At 58.1% G+C, this 25,528-nt stretch carries 24 protein-coding genes and 1 riboswitch; of the genes, 10 read left to right on the top strand and 14 right to left on the bottom strand.

Annotated elements, in window-relative coordinates; translation table 11 throughout:
• Positions 1-139: 139 nt before the first annotated feature.
• Positions 140-2,155, top strand: coding sequence for an excinuclease ABC subunit UvrB (gene uvrB, locus IM295_RS08740; RefSeq protein WP_028012419.1), 2,016 nt, complete (start codon positions 140-142; stop codon positions 2,153-2,155).
• Positions 2,156-2,229: 74 nt separating this feature from the next.
• Here uvrB and yvcK read toward each other — a convergent pair whose 3' ends face one another.
• Positions 2,230-3,138, bottom strand: coding sequence for a uridine diphosphate-N-acetylglucosamine-binding protein YvcK (yvcK, locus tag IM295_RS08735; RefSeq protein WP_028012420.1), 909 nt, complete (start codon positions 3,136-3,138; stop codon positions 2,230-2,232).
• Positions 3,139-3,363: 225 nt separating this feature from the next.
• Positions 3,364-3,497: riboswitch (molybdenum cofactor riboswitch) on the top strand.
• On the opposite strand from yvcK, the gene moaA reads away from it, so the two are divergent.
• The 6 genes from moaA to IM295_RS08705 all read left to right on the top strand — a co-directional run bounded on the left by moaA (position 3,485) and on the right by IM295_RS08705 (position 6,966).
• Positions 3,485-4,474: a GTP 3',8-cyclase MoaA gene (gene moaA / locus IM295_RS08730; RefSeq protein ID WP_088204427.1), complete on the top strand. Its 990-nt coding sequence runs from the start codon at positions 3,485-3,487 to the stop codon at positions 4,472-4,474. (Overlaps the previous riboswitch by 13 nt.)
• Positions 4,475-4,498: 24 nt before the next feature.
• On the top strand, positions 4,499-5,011 hold the full coding sequence (moaB, locus tag IM295_RS08725) for a molybdenum cofactor biosynthesis protein B (protein ID WP_193066556.1): 513 nt from the start codon (positions 4,499-4,501) through the stop codon (positions 5,009-5,011).
• 3 nt (positions 5,012-5,014) lie between these two features.
• Positions 5,015-5,500 carry a cyclic pyranopterin monophosphate synthase MoaC gene (gene moaC, locus IM295_RS08720; protein WP_008501142.1) on the top strand — a complete coding sequence of 162 codons (486 nt, stop codon included), beginning with the start codon at positions 5,015-5,017 and terminating at the stop codon, positions 5,498-5,500.
• Positions 5,493-5,738, top strand: a complete 246-nt coding sequence (moaD, locus tag IM295_RS08715; RefSeq protein WP_045259953.1) for a molybdopterin synthase sulfur carrier subunit — start codon at positions 5,493-5,495, stop codon at positions 5,736-5,738. The genes moaC and moaD overlap by 8 nt, the downstream gene beginning before the upstream one ends.
• A gap of 1 nt (position 5,739) precedes the next feature.
• Positions 5,740-6,192, top strand: coding sequence for a molybdopterin synthase catalytic subunit MoaE (moaE, locus tag IM295_RS08710; RefSeq protein WP_028012424.1), 453 nt, complete (start codon positions 5,740-5,742; stop codon positions 6,190-6,192).
• A 66-nt stretch (positions 6,193-6,258) separates the two neighbouring features.
• Positions 6,259-6,966: a Bax inhibitor-1/YccA family protein gene (locus IM295_RS08705; RefSeq protein ID WP_010428846.1), complete on the top strand. Its 708-nt coding sequence runs from the start codon at positions 6,259-6,261 to the stop codon at positions 6,964-6,966.
• Between the two features lie 105 nt (positions 6,967-7,071).
• Here IM295_RS08705 and IM295_RS08700 read toward each other — a convergent pair whose 3' ends face one another.
• The 3 genes from IM295_RS08700 to IM295_RS08690 are packed head-to-tail and all read right to left on the bottom strand — an operon-like array spanning position 7,072 to position 10,030.
• Positions 7,072-8,034, bottom strand: coding sequence for a YbhN family protein (locus IM295_RS08700; RefSeq protein ID WP_028012425.1), 963 nt, complete (start codon positions 8,032-8,034; stop codon positions 7,072-7,074).
• Positions 8,034-9,272, bottom strand: coding sequence for a cardiolipin synthase ClsB (clsB, locus tag IM295_RS08695; protein ID WP_045259955.1), 1,239 nt, complete (start codon positions 9,270-9,272; stop codon positions 8,034-8,036). The genes IM295_RS08700 and clsB overlap by 1 nt, the downstream gene beginning before the upstream one ends.
• A complete protein-coding gene (locus IM295_RS08690) occupies positions 9,269-10,030 on the bottom strand; it encodes an endonuclease/exonuclease/phosphatase family protein (protein ID WP_193066555.1) in 762 nt (253 codons plus the stop codon). The genes clsB and IM295_RS08690 overlap by 4 nt, the downstream gene beginning before the upstream one ends.
• A 133-nt stretch (positions 10,031-10,163) precedes the next feature.
• Here IM295_RS08690 and IM295_RS08685 point away from each other — a divergent pair, with 133 nt between their 5' ends.
• The gene (locus IM295_RS08685; protein WP_193066554.1) at positions 10,164-10,574 is read left to right on the top strand and encodes a YbhQ family protein; all 411 of its coding nucleotides are present in this window, start codon (positions 10,164-10,166) and stop codon (positions 10,572-10,574) included.
• On the opposite strand, the gene IM295_RS08680 is transcribed toward IM295_RS08685, so the two are convergent.
• From IM295_RS08680 to cecR, 5 genes are read right to left on the bottom strand one after another with little or no spacing between them, the layout of a single operon-like run.
• Complete coding sequence (locus IM295_RS08680; protein WP_041910726.1) at positions 10,536-11,642, bottom strand: ABC transporter permease; 1,107 nt, start codon at positions 11,640-11,642, stop codon at positions 10,536-10,538. The genes IM295_RS08685 and IM295_RS08680 overlap by 39 nt on opposite strands.
• A gap of 9 nt (positions 11,643-11,651) precedes the next feature.
• Positions 11,652-12,785: an ABC transporter permease gene (locus IM295_RS08675; RefSeq protein WP_193066553.1), complete on the bottom strand. Its 1,134-nt coding sequence runs from the start codon at positions 12,783-12,785 to the stop codon at positions 11,652-11,654.
• Complete coding sequence (locus tag IM295_RS08670) at positions 12,775-14,514, bottom strand: ATP-binding cassette domain-containing protein (protein WP_193066552.1); 1,740 nt, start codon at positions 14,512-14,514, stop codon at positions 12,775-12,777. The genes IM295_RS08675 and IM295_RS08670 overlap by 11 nt, the downstream gene beginning before the upstream one ends.
• Complete coding sequence (hlyD, locus tag IM295_RS08665) at positions 14,507-15,502, bottom strand: secretion protein HlyD (protein WP_047368141.1); 996 nt, start codon at positions 15,500-15,502, stop codon at positions 14,507-14,509. The genes IM295_RS08670 and hlyD overlap by 8 nt, the downstream gene beginning before the upstream one ends.
• Positions 15,502-16,176, bottom strand: a complete 675-nt coding sequence (cecR, locus tag IM295_RS08660; RefSeq protein ID WP_028012433.1) for a transcriptional regulator CecR — start codon at positions 16,174-16,176, stop codon at positions 15,502-15,504. Before cecR ends, hlyD begins: the two co-directional genes overlap by 1 nt.
• Positions 16,177-16,381: 205 nt before the next feature.
• Between cecR and rhlE the strand changes: the two genes are divergently transcribed.
• Together rhlE and dinG are read left to right on the top strand one after the other, a co-directional pair.
• Positions 16,382-17,764, top strand: coding sequence for an ATP-dependent RNA helicase RhlE (rhlE, locus tag IM295_RS08655; protein WP_028012434.1), 1,383 nt, complete (start codon positions 16,382-16,384; stop codon positions 17,762-17,764).
• Positions 17,765-17,861: 97 nt separating this feature from the next.
• Positions 17,862-20,039: an ATP-dependent DNA helicase DinG gene (gene dinG / locus IM295_RS08650; RefSeq protein WP_063449288.1), complete on the top strand. Its 2,178-nt coding sequence runs from the start codon at positions 17,862-17,864 to the stop codon at positions 20,037-20,039.
• Here dinG and IM295_RS08645 read toward each other — a convergent pair.
• The 5 genes from IM295_RS08645 to IM295_RS08625 all read right to left on the bottom strand — a co-directional run bounded on the left by IM295_RS08645 (position 20,026) and on the right by IM295_RS08625 (position 25,395).
• On the bottom strand, positions 20,026-20,529 hold the full coding sequence (locus tag IM295_RS08645) for a fimbrial protein (protein ID WP_045259961.1): 504 nt from the start codon (positions 20,527-20,529) through the stop codon (positions 20,026-20,028). The two genes, dinG and IM295_RS08645, sit on opposite strands and share 14 nt — an antisense overlap.
• 5 nt (positions 20,530-20,534) lie before the next feature.
• A complete protein-coding gene (locus IM295_RS08640) occupies positions 20,535-21,524 on the bottom strand; it encodes a fimbrial protein (protein ID WP_126326677.1) in 990 nt (329 codons plus the stop codon).
• A gap of 22 nt (positions 21,525-21,546) precedes the next feature.
• Positions 21,547-24,090 carry a fimbria/pilus outer membrane usher protein gene (locus IM295_RS08635; protein ID WP_193066551.1) on the bottom strand — a complete coding sequence of 848 codons (2,544 nt, stop codon included), beginning with the start codon at positions 24,088-24,090 and terminating at the stop codon, positions 21,547-21,549.
• 24 nt (positions 24,091-24,114) lie between these two features.
• Positions 24,115-24,789, bottom strand: coding sequence for a molecular chaperone (locus IM295_RS08630; protein ID WP_126300420.1), 675 nt, complete (start codon positions 24,787-24,789; stop codon positions 24,115-24,117).
• 69 nt (positions 24,790-24,858) lie between these two features.
• Positions 24,859-25,395: a fimbrial protein gene (locus tag IM295_RS08625; protein ID WP_028012440.1), complete on the bottom strand. Its 537-nt coding sequence runs from the start codon at positions 25,393-25,395 to the stop codon at positions 24,859-24,861.
• Positions 25,396-25,528: the final 133 nt, after the last annotated feature.

Here is a 25,528-nt window from a genome sequence, read left to right as displayed (position 1 = left end):
AACGCGCTAATGACTCCGCCGCTACGCTAAATATCCTGACACGCTACTGGTTTTTCATCCAGTGTTTTTTACTGGCATTCCTGGCAACAACGAGTAAAATTACTCACCTGCCGCTTATAACGTCATCAGGTCGTCGCCCATGAGTAAACCGTTCAAACTGAATTCTGCTTTCCGCCCCTCTGGCGATCAGCCTGAGGCGATCCGTCGTCTTAAAGAGGGGCTGGAAGACGGGCTGGCGCACCAGACGCTGCTGGGGGTAACCGGCTCGGGCAAAACGTTTACTGTCGCCAACGTGATCGCTGACCTGCAGCGCCCCACGATGGTGCTTGCACCCAATAAAACCCTCGCGGCACAGCTATACGGCGAGATGAAAGAGTTCTTCCCGGAAAACGCGGTGGAGTATTTTGTCTCCTACTACGATTACTACCAGCCGGAAGCCTATGTGCCGAGCTCTGATACCTTCATCGAGAAAGATGCTTCGGTGAACGAACACATCGAACAGATGCGACTGTCGGCGACCAAGGCGCTGCTTGAGCGACGCGATGTGGTTGTGGTCGCGTCTGTTTCGGCGATTTACGGCCTGGGCGATCCGGATCTCTATCTGAAGATGATGCTGCACCTGACGCAGGGGATGATCATCGATCAGCGCGCAATTTTGCGCCGTCTGGCCGAGCTGCAGTACACCCGTAATGACCAGGCCTTCCAGCGCGGGACGTTCCGCGTGCGCGGTGAGGTGATCGACATCTTCCCGGCGGAATCGGACGATATGGCGCTGCGCGTCGAGCTGTTTGACGAAGAGGTTGAGCGTTTGTCACTGTTCGACCCGCTGACCGGCCACGTTGAGTCGGTGATACAGCGTTTTACCATCTACCCTAAAACGCACTACGTGACGCCACGCGAGCGTATCGTGCAGGCGATGGAAGAGATCAAAGAGGAGCTTGCAGAGCGCCGTAAGGTGCTTCTGGCTAACAATAAGCTGCTGGAAGAGCAGCGCCTGAGCCAGCGCACCCAGTTCGATCTGGAGATGATGAACGAGCTGGGCTACTGCTCGGGTATCGAAAACTACTCGCGCTTCCTCTCCGGGCGCGGGCCGGGCGAGCCACCGCCGACGCTGTTTGACTACCTTCCGGCCGACGGTCTGCTGGTGATCGACGAATCCCACGTCACGATCCCGCAGATCGGCGGGATGTACCGCGGCGACCGCGCGCGTAAAGAGACGCTGGTGGAGTACGGCTTCCGCCTGCCGTCAGCGCTGGATAACCGTCCGATGAAGTTTGAAGAGTTTGAGGCGCTGGCGCCGCAGACCATCTACGTGTCGGCCACGCCGGGCAACTACGAGCTGGAAAAATCCGGCGATGAGGTGATCGATCAGGTGGTCCGTCCGACAGGGCTGCTGGACCCGATTATCGAAGTGCGCCCGGTGGCGACCCAGGTGGACGATCTGCTCTCTGAGATCCGCGCCCGTTCCGCCATCAACGAGCGCGTGCTGGTGACGACACTCACCAAGCGCATGGCGGAAGACCTGACCGAGTATCTTGAAGAACACGGTGAGAAGGTGCGCTATCTGCACTCGGATATCGACACCGTGGAGCGCATGGAGATTATCCGCGATCTGCGTCTGGGCGAGTTTGACGTGCTGGTGGGGATCAACCTGTTGCGAGAAGGTCTGGATATGCCGGAAGTTTCGCTGGTGGCGATTCTGGACGCCGATAAAGAGGGCTTCCTGCGCTCTGAACGCTCCCTGATCCAGACCATTGGCCGCGCCGCGCGTAACGTCAACGGGAAAGCGATTCTGTACGGCGACAAAATCACCCCGTCGATGGCGAAAGCGATTGGCGAAACGGAACGCCGACGCGAGAAGCAGCAGCGCTACAACGAAGAGCACGGCATTACGCCGCAGGGGTTGAACAAGAAGGTGGTGGATATTCTGGCACTGGGTCAGAACATTGCGAAGACCAAAGCGAAAGGCCGCGGCAAGGCGCGTTCAGTGGTGGAAGAAGATACCGTCGTACTGACGCCGAAGGCACTGCAGCAGAAAATCCACGAGCTGGAAGGGCAGATGATGCAGCACGCCCAGAACCTGGAGTTCGAAGAGGCGGCGCAGATCCGCGACCAGCTGCATCAGCTGCGGGATCTGTTTATTGCGGCATCATAGGTAAAGCGGCGTGTATTCCCCCTCTCCCCGTGGGAGAGGGCTGGGGTGAGGGCATCAGGCCGCACAAAGCGAACCTAACCCAACGCCTGAATCGCTTTCTCCAGCGCCTCGCGCAGCAGGTGGCGGTCGTGACGATATTTAATATCGCTGGCTTCCAGCGGCTCCTGCACCACCACGCGATCGCCAATCCCTGTCACATCCACTTTTGGCCCAACCACGACACCGTCGATAATTTTCTTACCGACATACTGCTCCATCAGGTCCAGCTTGTCCGCCAGCGACAGGCTCGCCGCTGCCGGACTCAGCTCACGGCCCAGGTTACCGATATAGACCATCGGGGCAGGGGTGCGACGCAGCGCCTGCGCCAGCTCTTTTACCAGCAGAATGGGCATCAGGCTGGTATAAAAACTGCCTGGACCGATCAGGATAAGATCCGCTTCACCAATGGCCTCTACTGCTTCCCGCGTGGCGGGTACGCTCGGATAGGTCATCAACTCCGTTGGCGGCAGGAGGAGCTGGTCAATATTCACCTCGCCGTAAACTTCATGCCCTTCGGCATCGATTGCCATTAAGTCAACCGGTTGTTCAGACATGGGGATCAGGAATGCGTCCACCTTGAGCAGATTACGGATTAAGTTGATGGCTTCCAGAGGCCGTACGCTCAGGTGATCCAGCGCCTTTAACATCAGATTTCCGAGGTTATGCCCGGAAAGTTCGCCATTGCCGCCAAAACGGTACTCAAACATCGCCGACGCGACGCTCGGCTCGGTAATTAACTGGTTCAGGCAGTTGCGCATATCTCCCCAGGCAATGCCGCCTTCAGCCCGCCTGATCCGCCCGGTTGAGCCGCCGTTGTCGGTGGTTGTCACTATCCCTGTCAGCCGTGAGCCCAGTGACGACAAAGAGGACATGACGCGGCCCAGGCCGTGGCCTCCGCCAAGAGCGACCACTCGGTCAAGATCCGCAAAAGTGCGATTGCGCATACGTATTCCTTATCACGTTCGATCGCGTAACAGTAACCTAACTACCCCCAAAAGACGATGCCTCACCCAATGCAAAATGACGTATATCAATGCGAAAATGCGGTTTTTAGGTATTCTGTAGCGAAAATGCAGGACTGAATCGCTATATACATAATTATATAGCGAAAAGCGACAATGGCGGAGTGTCGATTTCCACGCTACTATCGCCATAACCACGTTTTCAAAACTGAAAACATACACTCTAGCCCTGGCGCCTGTGTCGAATGATATGGCGCCCTGGCCGTGGCGGATTTGCCACCAGGGTACAGAAAGAAATGACTGTGCCTCCCGATCTGGAAAGGTGTACATGGCTTCACAACTTACTGATGCTTTCGCGCGTAAGTTTTACTACTTGCGTCTGTCGATTACCGATGTGTGCAACTTCCGTTGCACCTACTGCCTGCCCGATGGCTACAAGCCGGGCAGCGTCACCAATAATGGCTTTCTCTCCGTGGATGAAGTGCGCCGCGTCACGCGTGCGTTCTCTGAGCTCGGTACCGAAAAAGTCCGTCTGACCGGTGGCGAACCCTCCCTGCGCCGCGATTTCCCCGACATCATTGCCGCCGTACGCGAAAACGAACGCATCCGCCAGATCGCGGTGACCACCAACGGTTACCGCATGGCGCGTGACGTGGCCACCTGGCGTGACGCTGGCCTAACCGCGATCAACGTCAGCGTGGACAGCCTTGATGCCCGGCAGTTTCACGCCATTACCGGTCAGGACAAGTTCCGCCAGGTGATGGACGGCATCGATGCGGCGTTTACCGCCGGGTTCGAAAAGGTCAAAGTCAACACGGTGCTGATGCGCGACGTAAACCACCATCAGCTGGACACCTTCCTGGCGTGGATTAAATCCCGTCCCATTCAACTGCGTTTTATCGAGCTGATGGAAACGGGCGAGGGCAGCGAACTGTTCCGACGTCACCATATTTCCGGCATGGTGTTGCGCGACGAGCTGCTGAAACGCGGCTGGATCCACCAGATCCGCCAGCGCAGCGACGGCCCGGCACAGGTCTTTTGTCACCCGGATTACGAAGGCGAGATTGGGCTGATCATGCCCTATGAGAAAGACTTCTGTGCCAGCTGCAACCGCCTGCGCGTCTCTTCCGTCGGCAAACTCCATCTCTGCCTGTTTGGCGACGGTGGCGTGGATCTTCGCGATCTGCTGGAAGATGATGCGCAGCAGGCCGCGCTTGAAGCGCGCATTTCCGAGGCGCTGACGCACAAAAAGCAGACCCACTTCCTGCATCAGGGCAATACCGGCATTACTCAGAACCTGTCCTACATCGGCGGGTAATCAGTCTTTAGAAGGAACCAGAAGATGAGTCAGGTCAGCGCAGAATTTATCCCGACACGCATTGCTATTCTTACCGTTTCCGACCGCCGTGGAGAAGAGGATGATACCTCCGGCCACTGGCTGCGTGAGGCGGCCCATGACGCGGGGCATACCATCGTCGATAAAGCGATTGTGAAAGAGAACCGCTACGCCATTCGCGCGCAGGTCTCTCAGTGGATCGCCAGTGCTGAGGTGCAGGTGGTGCTGATCACCGGCGGCACCGGCTTTACCGCGGGCGATCAGACCCCCGAGGCGCTGATCCCGCTGTTTGACCGCGAGGTGGAAGGCTTCGGCGAAGTGTTCCGTATGCTCTCCTTTGAAGAGATTGGTACCTCCACGCTGCAGTCGCGCGCGGTGGCCGGCGTGGCAAACAACACGCTGATTTTCGCCATGCCGGGCTCGACCAAAGCCTGCCGCACCGCGTGGGAAAATATTATTGCCCCGCAGCTGGATGCCCGTACCCGTCCGTGTAATTTTCATCCCCATTTGAAGAAGTAAACTATGTCACAACTGACCCACATTAACGCCGCTGGCGAAGCGCATATGGTGGATGTCTCCGCCAAGGCCGAAACGGTGCGCGAGGCGCGTGCTGAGGCATTCGTCACCATGCTGCCTGAGACGCTGGCGATGATTATCGACGGCAGCCACCATAAGGGCGACGTCTTTGCGACCGCCCGCATCGCCGGTATTCAGGCTGCAAAACGGACCTGGGACCTCATCCCGCTCTGCCATCCGCTGATGCTGAGCAAGGTGGAAGTGAACCTGCAGGCGCAGCCGGAGCACAACCGCGTGCGTATTGAGTCCCTCTGTCGCTTAACCGGCAAAACCGGCGTGGAGATGGAAGCCCTGACGGCGGCCTCCGTCGCCGCGCTGACCATCTACGACATGTGCAAAGCGGTGCAGAAAGATATGGTGATTGGCCCGGTTCGTCTGCTGGCGAAAAGCGGCGGCAAATCCGGTGATTTTAAGGTGGACAGCCATGATTAAGGTGCTCTTTTTCGCCCAGGTGCGTGAGCTGGTCAATACCGACAGCCTGACGCTGGACGCCTCTTTTGAAAACGTCGCCGCCCTGCGCGCGCACCTGGCGGCACAAAGCGACCGCTGGGCGCTGGCGCTCGACGAAGGCAAGCTGCTGGCGGCCGTTAACCAGACGCTGGTGGAGTTCACCCACCCGCTGACTGAAGGGGATGAAGTGGCCTTCTTCCCGCCAGTCACAGGGGGCTAAGATGGCTGAAACCCGAATTCTGGTCGGTCCCGAGCGCTTTAACGTCGGTACAGAATATGACTGGCTGGCGGAGCGCGATGAAGACGGCGCGGTCGTTACGTTCACCGGTAAAGTGCGTAACCACAATCTCGGCGACAGCGTAAAAGCGCTGACGCTGGAGCACTATCCGGGCATGACGGAGAAATCGCTGGCGGCAATTGTGGATGAAGCGCGAGGCCGCTGGCCGCTCGGGCGGGTCACGGTGATCCACCGCATCGGCGAGATGTGGCCTGGCGAAGAGATTGTCTTTGTCGGCGTGACCAGCGCGCACCGCGGTAGCGCCTTTGCGGCAGGGGAGTTCATTATGGATTACCTCAAAACCAAAGCCCCGTTCTGGAAGCGCGAAGCCACGCCGGAAGGCGACCGCTGGGTGGAATCTCGCGACAGCGATAAACAGGCCGCCAGTCGTTGGTAGTCGGTTTACGTGGATGTGTTACTCTTAACGTGTGTGTCTCTTCTTAACCTTAATCAGGAGTGAATCATGGACCGATTTCCGCGTTCCGATTCAATAGTACAGCAGACCCGTAGCGGGCTGCAGACGTATATGGCGCAGGTGTACGGCTGGATGACGGTCGGCCTGCTGCTTACCGCGTTCATCGCGTGGTATGCGGCGAACACGCCTGAGCTGATGATGTTTATCTTCTCCAGCAAAATCACCTTCTTTGGGCTGATTATCGCACAGCTGGCGCTGGTGTTTGTGCTTTCCGGCCTGGTGCAGAAACTCAGTGCCGGAATGGCGACCACGCTGTTTATGCTCTATTCGGCGCTGACCGGTTTGACGCTCTCCAGCATTTTCATCGTTTACACCTACTCCTCCATCGCCAGCACCTTCGTGGTGACCGGCGGGATGTTCGGCGTGATGAGCCTTTACGGTTACACCACCAAACGTGACCTGAGCGGCTTAGGTAATATGCTTTTTATGGGGCTGATCGGGATTGTGCTGGCATCGCTGGTGAACCTGTGGCTCAAGAGCGACGCGCTGATGTGGGCCGTGACCTATATCGGGGTGGTAGTCTTTGTCGGGCTGACGGCCTATGACACTCAGAAGCTGAAAAACATCGGCGAGCAGATCGACGTGCGCGACAGTTCCAACCTGCGCAAATACTCGATTCTGGGCGCGCTGACGCTCTATCTGGACTTCATCAACCTGTTCCTGATGCTGCTGCGGATTTTCGGTAACCGTCGCTAGGGTTGTTTTGCCGGGTGGCGGTGCGGTCTGGTGCCCTCACCCTGACCCTCTCCCACGGGAGAGGGAACAAACACTAAAAACGGCAACAAAGTTGCCGTTTTGCTTTTATTTCGCCATTGCCTTCTCATTTTTCGCCCGTAACTTTTTCGCCCGGCTCTCCAGCACCAGATAACAGACCGTTGCCAGCGCCAGCGGCAGGAAGTAATAGAGCATGCGGTAGGCGAGCAGGGCGGCAATAATCGTCCCCTGTGAAACATGTTCTCCGGCCAGCAGCGCGATAAACACCGCCTCCAGCACACCAATTCCCGCCGGAATATGCACGATAACCCCGGCGATACTGCTCACCAGCAGCACGCCCAGCACGAAGAAGTAGTTCACGTCCTCGCCAATCAGCAGCCAGATGATCGCCCCCATCGCCATCCAGTTGGCGCTGGATACCGCCATCTGCAGCACCGCGAACTTCCACGACGGCAATACCAGTTTCTGCCCTTTAATGGTCATATGGCGGCGTTTGGCAAAGGCGCAGGCCCACAGATACACGGCGATGATCAGCAGCAGCACGATGCCAAGAATGCGCAGCGTCGCTTCATCGATGTACCAGTGCGCGGGCAGCTGTACCACGCCGATGGTGAAAATCACCCCACCCAGCAGAATGTACCCCAGCCAGTTGGTTGTGATACTCAGCGAGAAAATGCGCGTGATGGTGCCGCCCGGTAATCCGAGACGCGAGTACAGGCGATAGCGCATGCCGATGCCGCCCACCCAGGTGCTCAGCGTCAGGTTGAAGGCGTAGCAGATAAACGACACCAGCATCACCTGACGTTTAGCCAGCTTGTGGCCGCAGTAGGCGCGACCGAGCAGGTCGTAGCAGCCGTACATCAGGTAGCTGACGATAACCAGCCCTACGGCACCCAGCAGCACCAGCCGGTTATAGTTTCGGATAACCTTCCACACCTCTTCCCAGTCCACTTTCTGCGCGTAGACCACCAGCAGTACAGCGACCGCGATAAAGAATACCCAGGTGAGGATTTTTTTCGCCAGCCGCCAGCGAGGATGAGATTTTGACATCAGGGTTTGCCTCCATCTTCCGCTTCAACGCGGTCCTGGGTTTCCATTTCAGGTTGTACCGGCGGATCAACCTGCGCCAGCTTTGGCGTATGCGCTGGCAGCCAGCCGACCATCGCCGGGAAGTGGCGCAGGAAGTGGAACACCACCACGCCGATGCCAACGTTCCACCAGCTCCGTTTCGGCACCATGGACTCATCCACCCGTACGCAGTCCTTATGGATAAGTCCCTGAAGGTTATCCCGCAGGGTCTGGTTAAACTGACGGTCGTGGATGATCAGGTTCGCTTCCAGGTTAAGCGACAGGCTCAGCGGATCGAGGTTACTGGAGCCGACGGTTGCCCAGTGGTCATCCATGACGGCCACTTTGCCGTGCAGCGGGCGGCGGCGGTATTCATATATCTGCACGCCGCTTTTCACCAAGTAGCGGTAGAGCAGGCGCGCGCCCACCTTCACAATCGGCATATCCGGCTCGCCCTGCACAATCAGTTTAACGCTCACGCCGCGTCGGGCCGCGTTGCGCATGGCGTGCAGAATACGGTAGCCGGGGAAGAAATAGGCGTTGGCGATAATCACTTCGCGCTTCGCATTGGCCAGCATCTTCAGGTAATGACGTTCAATATCGTCCCGATGCTCCTCGTTGTCCCGCCAGACAAACAGCGCCTGCGCTTCGCCGGGCTTGCGGTTCTCTTCCGGGCGATGACGGCGTCGCCACCAGCGGCGAGCGGCCTCTTTACCGGGCAAGTTTTCCAGCACGAACAGCTGGATGTCCTGAACTACCGGTCCCTCAATGCGGATCGCGTAGTCCTGCTTGGCCTCCGGGCCGTAATCCGACATATGCTCGGCGGAGTAGTTAATGCCGCCCACGAACGCCACCGTTTCGTCCACTACGACTATTTTGCGGTGCATGCGCCGGAACAGGTTGGTGCGCATGCCGAACAGACGCGGACCGGGATCGTAATAGCGGAACACCACGCCGGCGGCGGTGAGCTCGTTAACAAATTCATCGCTAAGATCCGGCGAGCCATATCCATCGAGCAGCGCCTCGATTTTTATCCCGCGCCGGGCGGCATGCAGCAGTACGCTGTGCAGCTGCCTGCCAACGTCGTCTTCAAACCAGATAAACGTTTCAAGGTAGACTTTCTGCTGTGCGTGGCTAATCGCCTCAAAGACCGCCGGATAAAAGTTATCGCCGTTTTCCAGCAGCGTAATACGGTTACCTTCCTGCCAGGTGCATTTCATAAGTGGATCTCCGCGCTCAGCGGGGCATGGTCGGAAAGATGTCGCCAGCTCAGTAACGCCAGCGCCGTCGGGCTGCTGGCATGCGCATTTTTCACGTAGATGCGGTCCAGGCGCAGCAGGGGGAAGCGCACCGGAAACGTCCGTGCGGGACGACCATTGGCCCGGGTGAAAATTTCCTCCAGTCCCGCTTTGACCTTCAGCGGATGGTTGGCGCGCTGCCGCCAGTCGTTAAAATCCCCGGCGACCACCACGGGTTCGCCTTCCGGCAGCGCATTGGTCCAGTCCGCCAGCATCTGCAGCTGCGCCTGGCGGTGGGCTTCACGCAGTCCGAGGTGAACGCAGCCCACGTGAACCGGAACGTCAAGTTCCGGCGGCGTGATGCGGCAGTAAAGCAGCCCGCGCTTTTCGCTCTCCCCGACGGAAACGTCCCGGTTCTCATAATGTTCTATAGGAAAACGCGACAGCACCGCATTACCGTGATGGCCTTCCGGATAGACCGCGTTGCGGCCGTAGGCGTAATCGCTCCACATGGTGTCGGCCAAGAATTCATAGTGCGGCGTATCGGGCCAGTTTTCGAAATGCATGGGGTGTACCTCGTGCGCGCCCATCACCTCCTGCAGGCAGACAATGTCCGCGCTGACGGTGCGTACCGCGTCGCGCAGCTCCGGTAAAATGAAGCGGCGGTTAAATGCTGTGAAGCCCTTATGAATGTTTATCGTCAGCACCTTAAGCGAGAAATGCTGCGTTTTTTTGCTCATAAACACCTTCCTGGGTGACTATCCCGATGAAAATAAAGTGTAGTCGGCGTCACAAAAAGATGCGGCGTTACGGAATTTTCCGTAAAGTGCGGTAGTCTGATTAAGCAGAGAAAAATCCTTCAGGAGAGAAGCCATGAGGTGGCAACAACGTGTTCGTGTCGCAACGGGTTTGAGTTGCTGGCAGATAATGTTGCATTTACTGGTCGTGGCCGTACTGGTGATGGGCTTGATGAGCGGCACGCTGGTGCGTGTTGGCTTAGGGCTGTGCGTCCTCTATGGCGTCACCGTGCTGTCGATGCTGTTCTTACAGCGCCACCATGACGCGCGCTGGCGCGAGGTGGGTGATGTGCTCGAAGAGCTCACCACCACCTGGTACTTTGGTGCCGCGATGATCGTGCTGTGGCTGCTGTCACGCGTGCTGCAAAACAACCTGCTGCTGGCCCTCGCGGGTCTGGCAATCCTTGCAGGGCCAGCGGTAGTGTCGCTGCTGACTAAAGAGAAAAAGCTACGCAATGTTGCGTCTAAACATCGCATAGGCCACTGATCCCGTCGTGGCCGCTATGACCAGTAGCGGCCACAAACTTCCCCAGACAATGTCCAGACTCGCATCCTTCAGATAGATCTGCTTGGTGATATCCGTAAAGTGTCGAATCGGGTTTATCCACGTTAAATCCTGCAGCCACACCGGCATGTTCTCGACGGGCGAAACGTACCCGGAAAGCAGAATCGCCGGCATCATAAAGACGAATACCCCGATAAACGCCTGCTGCTGCGTGGAGCAGAGCGCTGAAATCAGCAGCCCAAACCCCACCAGAGACAGCCCGTAAATCACCATCGTGAAGTAAAACAGCGCCAGCGATCCGGCGAACGGGATCTCGTAGGCCCAAATTCCCACTCCCAGCACGATGGTGGCCTGGAAGGTGGCGACGATCAGCGCCGGCACCGCTTTGCCGACGAAAATCTGCCAGGTGGCGAGCGGGGAAACCAGCAGCTGATCCAGCGTGCCCTGTTCGCGCTCGCGGGCCACGGACAGGGAGGTCACGATCATCACCCCGATGGTGGTGATCATGGCGATCAGCGACGGCACCACAAACCACTTGTAGTCCAGATTCGGGTTGTACCAGTTGCGCACCACCAGTTCGCTGTTATTGGGCTTCGGTTTGCCCTCCATCAGCTCCTGCTGATACTCCTTCACTATCTGCTGCAGGTAGTTGGCCGCTATCTGGGCGCTGTTGGAGTTGCGCCCGTCGAGGATCAGCTGCATCGGCGCGGTCTGGAAGGTGTCCAGATTGCGGGAGAAATCCGCCGGGAAACGCACCAGCAGCAGCGCTTTTTGCGTGTCGATAGTGGGCTGGATCTCCTGCGGGCTTTTAAGCAGCAGGATGTGGGTAAAGGCCTTCGCCCGGGCAAAACGCTGCGTCAGCTCGACGGCGTGTTTGCCGTTGTCTTCATTATAAATGGCAATGGTGGCGTTAGTTACCTCAAGGGTGGCGGCAAACGGGAACAATAAAACCTGAAGCAGCACCGGCAGCACCAGAATGGCGCGGGTTTGCGGCTCGCGCAGCAGGGATTGTAGCTCTTTGCGGATCAATGTCCATAAGCGGTGAAACATGTGCGCTCCTTAATCCAGTCGCCGTTTGGTTTTCAGCCACGTCAACCCGATAAACATCACCGCCGACGCCAGCAAAAACAGGGTATTGATAATCAGCACCACCGGGATATTCCCCGCCAGAAACAGGCTCTGCAGCGTGCTCACGAAGTAGCGCGCCGGAATGATGTAGGTCACAGCGCGGATCACCGCAGGCATGCTGTCTATCTGGAAGATAAACCCGGAGAGCATAATCGATGGCAGGAAAGCGGCGTTGAGCGCCACCTGCGCGGCGTTAAACTGGTTGCGGGTGATGGTGGAGATGAGCAGCCCCATCCCCAGCGTGCTGAGCAAAAACAGGCTGGTGATAAAGAACAGCACCACCAGCGAGCCGCGATACGGCACGCCAAGAATAAATACCGCGACCAGCATGCAGAGCAGCATCGCCAGCATGCCGAGGAAGTAGTAGGGGATGAGCTTGCACAGCAGCAGCTCAACCCGCGTCACCTCGGTGGAGAGCAGCGCCTCCATGGTGCCGCGCTCCCACTCGCGGGCGATGACCAGCGAGGTGAGGATCGCGCCAATCACCGTCATAATGATGGTCACCGCCCCCGGAATAATAAAGTGCTGGCTGATGGCGGCGGGGTTAAACCAGTAGCGCGTCTGCACATCGATGAGCGGTTCAAACGTCTCGCCCCGGTCTTCGGCGCGCTGCATCTGCCAGAGCTGCCAGATCCCCTCCGCATAGCCCTGCACGAAGTTGGCGGTGTTCGGCTCGCTGCCGTCGGTAATCACCTGAATCGGCGCATCGGCACCCGGGCGCGCCATGTTGGCGGCGAAATTCACCGGGATGACGATCAGGCCGCGAATTTTCCCGGCCTGCATTTTCTGGATCAGTTCCTGCCGGTTGTCGCTGACGGTGGCGTCAATGTAGGGTGAGCCGGTCATGGCGTGGGTGAAGTCCAGCGCCTCTTCGCTCTGCTGCTCCAGCAAAATACCGACCCGCAGCTTGCTGGAGTCGAGGTTAATGCCGTAGCCAAAAATAAACAGCAGCAGCAGGGGGATCACCACCGCAATCAGCCAGCTGCTGGGATCGCGCACGATCTGCCGCGTCTCTTTGATGCACAGGGCGCGCACCCGGCGCCAGGAAAGGACGTTACTGCGCATGAGCATTCTCCTTATCCCAGTCGTGGATGAGGGTGATAAACGCCTGCTCCATGGTCGGGTCTGGCTGTGCGTCGTCGGCGGCCTGCGCTTTCAGGTCGTCCGGCGTGCCGTGGGCAATCAGCTTGCCGCGGTAGACCAGCCCGATGCGGTCGCAATACTCTGCCTCGTCCATAAAGTGGGTGGTGACCATCACGGTCACGCCTTTTTCCACCATGCTGTTGATGTGCAGCCAGAACTCGCGGCGGGTGAGGGGATCGACGCCTGACGTAGGTTCATCAAGAAACAGGATATCCGGCTCGTGCATCAACGAGCAGGCCAGCGCCAGCCGCTGCTTAAAGCCGAGCGGCAGCTCGTCGGTGGCGTGGGACGCAATATTCGTTAACCCGAAGGCGTCGCTCATGCGGCGGATTTTTTCATTCTGCGCCCGCCCGCGCAGGCCGTACACCCCAGAGAAAAAGCGCAGATTCTGCTCGACCGTCAGGTTGCCGTACAGCGAGAACTTCTGCGCCATATAGCCGAGATGCTGGCGCGCTTTGCCAGAACTGACCTTGAGATCCATGTCAAGCACCAGCGCCTTGCCGGACGTCGGCAACAGCAGGCCGCACATCATTTTAAAGGTGGTTGATTTTCCGGCGCCGTTCGGTCCGAGCAGGCCAAATATCTCGCCGCGCTTCACCGCAAAGTTGACGTTGTCGGTGGCGGCGAAGTCCCCGAATTTTTTGGTGAGCGATTTTGCTTCGATCACCGTTTCGCCCGGCGTGCCTTCCACCGTGTGCAGGATCGCGCCAAGGGGCGATTCCGACGTGCCTGCACCGCCCAGCAGGTCGATAAACGCATCTTCAAAGCGCGGGGCGGTCTCGTCCATTTCAATCTCAGGCATGCCCGGCGCACGGCGAATATCGTCGACGGTGGCCTCTTTTTTGAGGATCACGCGTACCGAGCGGCCCTGAATCATCCCGTCGCTCACCTGCGGCAGCTTCAGCACCCGCTGCAGCAGCCTGCGGTTGGACTCCTGCGGGCTGTGCAGCAGAAAACTGCGCCCGGCCATGGTGTGCGTCAGCTCGGTCGGTTCGCCCTGATAGAGCAGTTCGCCTTCGTTCATCAGCAGCACGTCCCGGCACTGCTCGGCCTCGTCGAGGTAGGAGGTGCTCCAGAGGATCAGCATCCCGTCGCCCGCCAGCTCGTGCACCATCTGCCACAGCTCGCGGCGGGAGATCGGGTCCACGCCGACGCCGGGTTCATCGAGCAACAGCACTTTTGGTTCGCCCACCAGCGTACAGGCCAGCCCCAGTTTCTGCTTCATCCCGCCGGAAAGCTTGCCCGCCAGTCGGTCGGTGAACGGGCCGAGGGAGGTAAATTCGAGCAGTCGGGCGAAGGTTTTCTGCCGGGTTTCACCGGTGACGCTGCGCAGGTCGGCGTACAGATTGAGGTTCTCCATCACCGTCAGATCTTCGTACAGGCCAAACTTCTGCGGCATATAGCCGAGCATGGCGTGGAGCGCGCCGTCGTCTTTTATCGGGTCAAGGCCAAGCACGCTGGCCGAACCTTCATCCGGCTTCAGCAGCCCCGCCAGCATCCGCATCAGCGTGGTTTTGCCCGCGCCGTCCGGGCCCACCAGTCCGGTCACGTAGCCTTTCTGAATGGTGCAGTTCAGCGGCGCGACCGCCGGTTTATCCATTCCGGGGAAGCGTTTGACCAGTTTATTGAGCTGGATAACCGCATCATTCATGTCGTTCCCCGTCGTTTAAGGTCACGGTAACAGGCATGCCCTGACGCAGCGCGTCGTCCGCGTCGGTGACGATGATGCGCAGGCGGTACACGAGGTCGGTACGCAGATCCGGCGTTTCTACCGTTTTCGGGGTGAATTCGGCGGTAGGGGAGACAAAGCCCACTTTGCCGTGATACGGCTTGTCCGGGCGACCGTCGGTATAGAGCAGCAGCTCGCGGCCCGGCTGCATCTGGCCGAGATTCGGCTCATCAATGTAGGCCCGCACCCATACCGGACGGGTTAAGGACAGCGTCAAGACGGTGCTGCCCGCGCTGAGCATGCTGCCCGGCTCTACCGCGCGGGTCATCAGCGTGCCGTCAGACGGGGCGGTTAAGATAGTGTCGTGCAGATCCAGCTCCGCCTGAGCCAGCTGCGCCTGCGCCTGTTCGAGGCTGGCCTTCGCCTGGGCGATGTCCTGCTCGCGGTTACCGGAGCGGTACTGGCTTAATTTATCCTGCGCGGATTTCAGCGTCGCCTGCGCCTGGTCGCGGGATGACCGCGCGTTTTCCAGATCGTTGGCGGAAATGGTGCGGCTTTTCCACAGTCCCTGCTGGCGGTTATAGAAGTTCTGCGCGTAGTCGTAGGCGGCTTTGGCCTGCTTAACGGCGGCAGCGGCCTGGGCAATCTCCTCATCGCGATAGCCCGCCAGCATCAGGTCATACTGCGCCTGGGCGACGGAGACGCCGGCTTTTGCCTGCATCAGCGCATTCTCAAAGGGGGCTTTATCCAGCACGCCCAGCGTCTGCCCGGCTTTGATGGCATCGCCTTCGTCAACGCTCAGCGAGGCGAGACGTCCGCCGACGCGGAAGCTCATATTCACCGTGCGAATATCCACGTTACCGTACAGCGTCAGGCCCCGATCCTGCTGGCTCTGATACCACAGCCAGCCACCGATTCCCGCGGCAAGCAAAACAACAACCACCAGAACGATGGTGACAGGTTTTTTCATCACTTCAGGCTCCTTTGCGTTAAGCCTTGCAGGATCAGATCGAGATGACAGGTGATGACCTGGCTAATCTGCGCGGCTTTATCCTCATCGAATTGTGCCCAGCCCGTGCGTAACAGGATGGTTTCACGCCCCAGACGGAAGGCGAGAATTTCGCCCAGCAGGGCGTGGGTATGCAAAATGGTGTCGGTATCGCTGGCGTCCCGCCCGGTGTAGGCGGCAATCAGCCGGGTCAGATGGGTGTGCATCGGGGCAATCACCTGATCGTGTACCAGTTGATAAGCGGCAGTGGGGGAGAGCTGCTCGCGGGAGATAAATTTGCTCAGGTTGAGCGTATCGTCGTGCGTCAGCAGGCGGATCATATTGTGGCAGGCATTGAGGATAAGTTGCCTGATAGCGGTACGATCCGGCGTCGGCTGGCTCAGCAGCGCGGTGGCCTCCTCAACGTGCGGGCGAAAATTGTTGCCAATAAAATCGGCAATCCACTGGGCGCAGGCGAGGTATAAATCCTCTTTTGAGCCAAAATAGTAGGTAATGGCCGCGATGTTTTGTCCGGCCTGGGCGGCGATATCCCGCGTGGTGGCATGCAGGCCATACTCGCCAAACTGCGCCAGCGCGGCGGCGATAAGCTGGCTTTTGGCCTGTTCACCTTTGGTTGTCGTCGGTGTCGTATTCATGTCGGCATTAAAAATTAATCAATCGATTGATTAAAATTATACCTGAATCGCTTAATCGTCGAGGGATACGACAGGGATATTTTATGCGCCACGTCACAAAAGCTGCTACACTCCGCACCTTCGCGACATTGTGGTTTTTGTCCTTCTATTCGTGATATCTCCCTGAAAACTACACCTGTGATGGTCGGGGCGGTTCGGAGTTTTTATGTCTTTTGATTCCCTTGGCCTGAACCCGGAAATTCTGCGCGCGATCGCAGAGCAGGGCTACGTTGAGCCAACCCCTATCCAGCAGCAGGCTATTCCGGCCGTGCTTCAGGGCCGTGACCTGATGGCCAGCGCCCAGACCGGCACCGGTAAAACCGCGGGCTTTACCCTGCCGCTGTTAGAGCTGCTGGTAAAAAACCAGCCGCACGCCAAAGGCCGTCGTCCGGTGCGCGCGCTGATCCTCACCCCAACCCGCGAGCTGGCAGCCCAGATTGGCGAGAACGTGCGTGAGTACAGCCGCTATCTCAACATTCGCTCGCTGGTGGTGTTCGGTGGCGTGAGCATTAACCCGCAGATGATGAAGCTGCGCGGCGGCGTGGACGTGCTGGTGGCAACGCCGGGCCGTCTGCTGGATCTGGAACACCAGAACGCGGTGAAGCTCGACAGCATTGAAATTCTGGTGCTGGACGAAGCCGACCGCATGCTCGATATGGGCTTCATTCATGATATTCGTCGCGTGCTGGCGAAGCTGCCGCCGCGTCGCCAGAACCTGCTCTTCTCCGCGACCTTCTCCGATGAGATCAAGGCGCTGGCGGAAAAGCTGCTGCATAACCCGCTGGAAGTGGAAGTGGCGCGCCGCAACACCGCTTCCGAGCAGGTGACGCAGCACGTTCACTTTGTGGATAAAAAGCGCAAGCGGGAGCTGCTCTCCCAGATGATCGGTCAGGGCAACTGGCAGCAGGTGCTGGTCTTTACCCGTACCAAGCACGGCGCCAACCACCTGGCGGAACAGCTGAATAAAGACGGCATCCGCAGCGCGGCGATCCACGGTAACAAGAGCCAGGGCGCGCGTACCCGCGCGCTGGCGGACTTCAAGTCCGGCGACATCCGCGTGCTGGTGGCGACCGACATCGCTGCCCGTGGCCTCGATATTGAAGAGCTGCCGCACGTGGTGAACTACGAGCTGCCAAACGTCCCGGAAGATTACGTTCACCGTATCGGTCGTACCGGCCGTGCGGCAGCAACAGGTGAGGCGCTCTCTCTGGTCTGCGTGGACGAGCACAAGCTGCTGCGCGATATCGAACGCCTGCTGAAGAAAGAGATCCCGCGCATCGAAACCCCGGGCTATGAAGTGGACCCGTCCATCAAAGCGGAGCCGATTCAGAACGGTCGTCAGGGTGGTGGTCGCGGTCAGGGCGGCGGTGGTCGCGGCCAGCAGCCGCGTCGTGCTGAAGGTGGCGCGCCGAAGTCATCCGGCAAACCGCCGCGTCGTAATAACGACGGCAAGCCGGCCGGTGAAAGCCCGTGGCGCAGCGGCGAAGGGAAACCGGCAGGCGAGGGGCAGCGCCGACGCCGCCCGCGCAAGCCTGCTAACCCGCAGTAATCTGGAAGCCCGGTCGTAAAGCCGGGCTTTTCTTTTTGCGACGGCGAAGAGAAAGTGCCACAATAGTGGCTGTTTATACAGTATTTCAGGTTTTCCAATGGCTTTAACCGCGGCGCTGAAAGCGCAAATAGGCGCCTGGTATAAGGCGCTTCAGCAGCAGATCCCCGATTTTATCCCCCGAGCGCCGCAGCGGCAGATGATTGCCGACGTGGCAAAAACGCTCGCCGGGGACGACGGGCGACATCTGGCGATTGAAGCCCCGACCGGCGTCGGGAAAACCCTGTCGTATCTCATTCCCGGCATCGCTATTGCGCGGGAAGAGGACAAAACGCTGGTGGTCAGCACTGCGAACGTGGCCTTGCAGGATCAGATCTTCAGCAAAGATTTGCCGCTGCTGCGCAAAATCATCCCCGATCTCCGCTTCACCGCCGCCTTTGGGCGCGGGCGCTACGTCTGTCCGCGTAACCTGGCGGCGCTGGCCAGCAGCGAGCCCTCGCAGCAGGATCTGCTCGCCTTTCTGGATGACGAGCTGACGCCAAACAACAAAGCCGAGCAGGAGCAGTGCGCAAAGCTGAAAGCCGAGCTCGACGGCTATAAGTGGGACGGCCTGCGGGATCACACCAGCCTGGCGATTAGCGACGACCTGTGGCGCAGGCTCAGTACCGATAAAGCAAGCTGCCTGAACCGCAACTGTCACTACTACCGGGAATGCCCGTTCTTCGTCGCCCGGCGCGAGATCCAGGAGGCGGAGGTGGTTGTCGCCAACCACGCGCTGGTGATGGCGGCGCTGGAGAGCGAAGCGGTGCTGCCGGAGCCGAAAAACCTGTTGCTGGTGCTCGACGAAGGCCACCACCTGCCTGACGTGGCGCGGGACGCGCTGGAGATGAGCGCGGAAATCACCGCTCCGTGGTTCCGACTTCAGCTGGATCTGTTCTGCAAACTGGTGGCGACCTGCATGGAGCAGTTTCGCCCGAAAACCACGCCGCCGCTGGCGGTCCCTGAGCGGCTGAGCGACCACTGCGAAGAGGTTTACAGCCTTATCTCGTCTCTGAATAACATCCTCAATCTTTATCTTCCGGCAGCCCAGGAGGCAGAACACCGCTTCGCGATGGGCGAGTTGCCCGAAGAGGTGATGGAGATCTGCCAGCAGCTGGCTAAGCATCTCGAAAAGCTGCGCGGGCTGGCGGAGATGTTCCTGAACGACCTCAGCGAGAAAACGGGCTCGCACGACGTGGTGCGACTGCACCGCATCCTGCTGCAAATGAACCGCGCGCTGGGGATGTTTGAGGCGCAGAGCAAGCTCTGGCGGCTGGCCTCGATGGCGCAGGCGTCGGGCGCGCCGGTCACCAAATGGGCCACCCGCGAGGTGCGCGACGGGCAGGTTCATCTGTTCTTCCACTGCGTGGGTATCCGCGTGGCCGATCAGCTGGAAAAGCTGATCTGGCGCAGCGTGCCGCACGTGGTGGTGACCTCTGCGACGCTGCGCTCTCTGAACAGCTTTTCACGGTTGCAGGAGATGAGCGGCCTGAAGGAGAAAGCGGGCGATCGTTTTGTGGCGCTGGACTCGCCGTTCAACCACTGCGAGCAGGGCAAGCTGGTCATTCCACGCATGAAATACGAGCCGCTTATCGACAACGAAGAGCAGCACATTGCGGAGATGGCGGCCTACTTCCGCGAGCAGGTCGAAAGTAAAAAATATCCCGGCATGCTGGTGCTGTTTGCCAGCGGGCGGGCGATGCAGCGCTTCCTGGAGCACGTCACCGACCTGCGTTTACTCCTGCTGGTGCAGGGCGACCAGCCCCGCTACCGGCTGGTGGAAACGCACCGCAAACGTATTGATAACGGCGAGCGCAGCGTGCTGGTGGGGCTACAGTCCTTTGCCGAAGGGCTGGATTTGAAGGGAGATTACCTGACGCAGGTGCATATCCATAAAATCGCTTTCCCGCCCATCGACAGCCCGGTGGTGATCACCGAGGGCGAGTGGCTGAAAAGCCTCAACCGCTATCCGTTTGAGGTGCAGAGTTTACCCGCAGCGTCGTTTAACCTGATTCAGCAGGTCGGGCGTCTGATTCGTAGCCACGGCTGCTGGGGAGAGGTGGTGATCTATGATAAACGTCTGCTCACCAAAAATTACGGCCAGCGGCTGCTGAACGCGCTGCCGATCTTCCCGATCGAACAGCCGGAGGTGCCGGAGGTAAAAAAACGCCCGGCAAAACTGGCCGCCGGGCGCAGGAAAAGCATCCGTGCTAAGGGGCGCGGTCCTACTGGTAAGTAAAGGTCACCTGCACCACGCTGCTGAACGTGCCTGCGGAGACGGGCATAGACGTGGCGTAATAGCGGGCGGAGAGCGGAAACGTGGCCGTGTGGTCAGCCGGGTTAATCGGCACGTTAAATGCCGCCTGCGGGGCGATCAGGATCTTGTCCTGACGGTCGGCCAGCTCCAGCGCCAGCCCCTTCGCGCTGCCGGTGTTGGCGAATTTCGTCGGGTGCACGCTGTCTGCCTGGCCGTAGAAATAGGCCGTGGCAAGCGCCAGCGTAGCGGGACAGTGCGATACCGAGAGCGAAAAATCTTTCCACTCGCCGGTATCCCCTACATCTTTAAAATTACCTGATACCGCCTGGCCTAAATCCACCGTCAGGTTGCGGCTGGCGCTGTCAATGACGCAGGTGTTGGCGTAAATATTCCCTGTCATCTGGATCTCAATATCATCGGCGTGGGCCTGGGCTATCAGGCCCAACGCCAGCATCAGAGCTGTCTTTTTCATGAGCGTCACTTATAAGCGAGGGTAACGGTGGCGACGGTATTGGCGGGGCCTGGCGTCACGACATCACTGGTTTGTTCGTAGCGAACCTCAAACGGGATCGCCAGCGTCTGGTTGGCGATGGCCTGGCTTTGGGTGTTCACGTAGGTATCAAAGGTGGCAGGATGGTTGTCAAACAGCATTCTGACCCCGACGCCGGTAGCCATGCCCGGCTGCCGGGTGAGTTTGATCACCCCATCTGACCCCGGTTCATAACCATTTGAACTGGTGATCTTCACTTCAGGCTGCACGTTGCTGTTGCAGTTCACCGTCACGTCAAAGTTTTGCGCCGGGCTGGATAGCATCCCCACGCTGACAAAATCGCTGACCGGGAAGTTGCCCAGATTAATGGTCAGGTTTTTTGGGGAGACGGAGCAGGTGACGTTCTGGAAGTTAACGTTTCCTGCGTAGGCGATAACATTGGGTGAACCAATGCCGTCGTAGCCATATACGCCAATACCGAACTCTGTTTGCGCCTGAAGCAGCGTGCCGGACTGTACCACATCACTGGTTTTAACCAGCTCAAGCGTGACGTTAAAATCAAACGACAGGTATCCATCGGTCGAGACATAGCCGATGGGCGTACTGCGGGAATCGCAGGCGACCTTGCCCCCACCTGAAATGCGCTGGCCCTGGTCGTTCTTTAAGGCAATGCCGACTCCAGGCACGCCTGTGTCATAAACGCCGGTCAACCCGGGGATCTCCGAACCACTTCCGTAATAGCAGGAGATGATTTCCAGCCCGCTCTCGTAAGGAGAGTTGCAGTTACCCGCGACGTGTACAGTCTGCTCCGTCCCGGGAATGGTCGCGCCAACGGCCAGCGTCGTCGGGACCGAAATGGTGGCAACGTTGATCATTTTCGGCATATCGGGCGTAGTGCAGCCAGCCTTCGCATGCGGCATAAATAACGCCGCGGTGCCCAGAATCAGTAAGAAAAAGCACTGTTTTATCATTTGCATAGTCGTTAGCCTGAAGGGTGAATCAATGACACTGCGCGGCAGCGTTAATGATGCTGGTTTTCTCTTTCTCATCCGTTAGCGCATAGTCAGCGATGCAGCGCTCGCTCGCGTCCTGTCCCCAGGAAACGGCGAGATGCCCCTGCTGCGGCAGACCCGAAAGATAGGTCTGGCCGTCATTACCCACAATAAACTCGCTGTCCTTATCCTCGGTGGTGACCGTCGCGCCGAACGGCAGCGGTTTGCCGTTGTGCGTCAGCGTCATCAGCACGCGGTTGCCCACGCGGGTGTTAAAGCTGGCGCGCACCACTGCCCCGCGGGTAGGGGTGACGATCTGCGCCGCGTGGGTGACGTCGGCATTGTCCGGCAGCGTTTCGGTATCCAGCGCAATGGTGTTGTGGCGATACGCGGTCACAAACGGGACGACGGTGTAGCCGCGGAAGTCGGTTTCAACGCCGGTCTGGTTAGTGATGTGCGTTCCGTGCGTGCCCGGCGCTTTCACCAGCGCGATGGTCTCACCGAGCGGCTGGCTCAGGGTGATGCCGTTCGCATGGGCAACCACGCCGCCCTGCAGGCCGACGTTCACGGTCTGCTGATATTTGTCCTGGCTGACGCCGCCGCTCAGTTCGCCGTACGTTGCTTTGTAATCGGCGTTGAGGCTGGTGGAGTTGCCGCTGCCGGTACTGCTCACCCCCTCCTGAATATTCCAGTTGAGGTTATCTTCTTTCAGCGCCGTACCGTTCAGACCGATATTCTGCGTGGTGCCATCTTTGGTGTTGTTCAGGTTGTAGGTGGCCCAGGTGTTATGAATCCAGTGGTCCAGCGGCACCGAGACGCTCAGCGCGAACTGGTTGTCGTTCGTCACCTCATTGCCGTCTTCATCGCTGTCGCGGGTGTTTTTGTTCATGCTGTAGCTGAGGCTGTAGCTCACGCCGTGCCAGCTGTTGTTGTAGCTGACGCTCACCGAGGTCATGTCCTGGCTCTGGGTCCAGTAGGTCTCTTTCACCAGGCTCAGGGTTACGGAACCCCAGCCTTCCGGCAGCGTCTGGTCGACGGTGGCTTCGGTACGGGCGCGGCGCTGCTGCGGTTCAGACCAGTCGTCAGAGCGGGTATACGACTCCATGGTGTCTTCCAGGGTGTAAAAACCTTTGCTGTTATAGCGGTAGCCGGCCAGCGAGAAGTTGGTGCCTGACTGGGCGATATCTTTGCTGTAGCGCACGCGCCACGACTGGCCTTTGCTGGCCTGCTGTTTTTTCAGCAGGGCTTTGGCGCGAGTGACGTCAATGGAGAAGGCGCCTAAATCGCCCATGTTTTTCCCGACACCCACTGCCTGAGACTGATAATGGCTGCTCTGCTGAACGCCGCCGTAGGCGGTGATACCGTAGGGTAAACCGTAGATGGCGCTGCCCTGGGCAAACGGGGTCTTTTCGACATCGTTGTCATAGGAACGATAACGCCCGGCGGTCACGCTGTAGCGCAGGTTTTTTTCACGCTGCAAGACCGGCACGGAGGCAAACGGCACGACAAAATGGCTTTCGCTGCCGTCGGTCTCTTTCACGGTAACCTGCAGGTCGCCGCTGCTGCCGGTGGGGTAGAGATCGTTAATTTCGAACGCGCCCGGCGCGACCGTGTTCTGATAAATGACGTAGCCGTTCTGGCGAACCACCACTAGCGCGTTGCTGTGGGCCGTGCCGCGGATAATCGGCGCGTAGCCTTTCTCGCTGTCCGGCAGCATGTCGCTGTCGGATTTCAGCTCCACCCCGGTGTAGGGGACGCTGTCAAACACGTCGGCAGGGGACGAGCTCTGGCCGACGGTGATGTCGCTTTTCATTGCCACGATATCGCGTTGCGCATAGGTATAAACGGAGGTGAATTTCTGCTCCTCTTCATGGCCCGTGGTGCTGCGATTCCAGGTGGAATAGTTGCGAATGCGCCATGCGCCAACGTTCAGGCCCGGACGCAGGTTCACGTACTGGCTGCTGTTATCCTGCTCACCGTGCTGTCGCGCGCGGCTGTGGCTGGCATTGGCGCTGTAATTAAGCAGGCCCGCAGCGATCCCTTCGTCAAACTCTTTCGGATCAATGTAACCGCGAGGTACCTGGCCCAGCGCCGTTTGAGGGATGCTCATCAGCAGCTGCTGGTTGCGAACGCGAAAGGTGGCGGATGCCGCAGGGATGGCATGTAAATCAGCACACTGGCCTTTAGCCATCAGCTGCGGAAACTTTTTGGTCTTGATGCCGAGGCTTTTTAATTCCTCAAGGCTAAAGCAAGGCTGCAGCGTGCTGTTGCCCTGTGAATCTTTCTGAAGCGTAAAGGTCACGTTGCGGGTATCAATTTTATTATTATTGATAAATACCGCGACCTCATATTTCCCCGGCGCCTGTCCTGGCCCTTTTTCATAGATGGACAAATCGGTTTTACCCTGCTGGGGATTATCAATATCCAGCAGGGCAGGGTTAAAATAATCATCAGCCATAACCTGCTGCGCAAAGATCGCCATTGCCAGGCCACAGAGAATGACCAGCAATGAAGACAATCGGCAGGTGAACGGCTTTTTATGGCTGTACATAATTATTTTATTACCGGGAAAAAATTAATGAACGGATTTCGACCAGGTATGGCTGATGCTGCCGTAGTCGGTAATAATGGAATACGTCACGTCCGCGCCCCCGACATTACCCGGTAAGGCAAAATGCGTTTCCGTTTTCGGAACAGCCCAGGTGGCTTTCGCGACTTTATGACCATTCAGCGTAACGGTCTGGAAATTCATATAGAACGGAGTGGGGTTATTCACCACCAGATCGTTCCCTTCGCGGCGCCATTCAAGTTTATCCGCCACATCTTCTGGACGGCCTTTTACTGCAGACGGGCGATAGAGCAATTTAATGCGGGTATTGATAGCAATTTGCAGCGTATTCACCCCCTCAACGTGCTTTGAGGAAGGGATCGCTTTAATGTTCAGCCAGTACAGGGATTCCCTGTCTTCCGGTAAATTTCCGCCCGTACGCACCACGCGCAGAACGTTATCTTCGTGCGCATCCAGACGGAAAAGCGGCGGGGTGATCAGAAACGGGGCTTTGGCCAGGTTTTTACCGCCGGAATCAACCCAGGACTGCACCAGATAATCCGTCGCATCTGGATTTGAAAGACCAAGAGAAGATTCCTTTTTATCTCCCTGATAGACCAGTCGGGTGCCGTTAATAATGACCCCAGCATGTGAAGCAGTTGCTACCAGTAAAAGCGTGCTCAGTAAATAACCGTGGCGCATAAAGATTTCTCAATGAATAGAGAAGATATTAATGCTCGCGAAAGCATTAATATCTCCGGATTGATAAGATCAGTTATAAATAACGGTGAAGGTTGAAACGGAGTTAGCAGGGCCTGCGGTAATTGCCGGGCCGGTTTGGATATAGCGTGCGCCGAACTCCAGATCGTTAACCGCCGTGCCGGAGGTTAACTGATACTGCTGAGACGGCGTATACAGGCTGACAGGCTGCTGCGAGGCATCCACCAGCTGAATCGCCACCCCTGTCGCCGCATCGGTATCTGGCGTTAAGGCAAGCGTTGAATTGTTATTCGCATCCGGTGTTCCGCCGAAGTTAATGGCGGCGGAGGTGACCGTGTCAGGACAATTCGTTAACTGAATATCAAACTTCGTTAAGGTGCTGGTAGAGCCTGCACCGGTAAATACCGTTTTAGACACTTTACCCAGCTGTACATTTAATGGATTACTTAATCCATTTACGACCTGACAAGCAGAATCGATAATTTCGCCGGTGAAGTTTATTTGCCCTTCACCGTTCGTTGCCGCAAACGTGGATGCAGAACATCCCACCGCTGCGGCGATGATTAAACCTAAAGCAACCTTATTCATAGCAAATCCTGATATGTTTCGGGTGAGAGCGTTGCCTGGACGTTTTCACCGTTGACCCTTAATGACTTTCCGCTGGTTATTTAATCAAAAAATGTATGAATACGAATCTGCTATAGAAATCACAAATAATTGA

Origin of the sequence: Enterobacter cloacae complex sp. P14RS, assembly GCF_014895895.1 — a bacterium.
Taxonomy (GTDB): domain Bacteria; phylum Pseudomonadota; class Gammaproteobacteria; order Enterobacterales; family Enterobacteriaceae; genus Enterobacter; species Enterobacter bugandensis.
The sequence above is the reverse complement of the archived record's forward strand: the minus strand, read 5'-3'. Positions and strand labels throughout refer to the sequence as shown.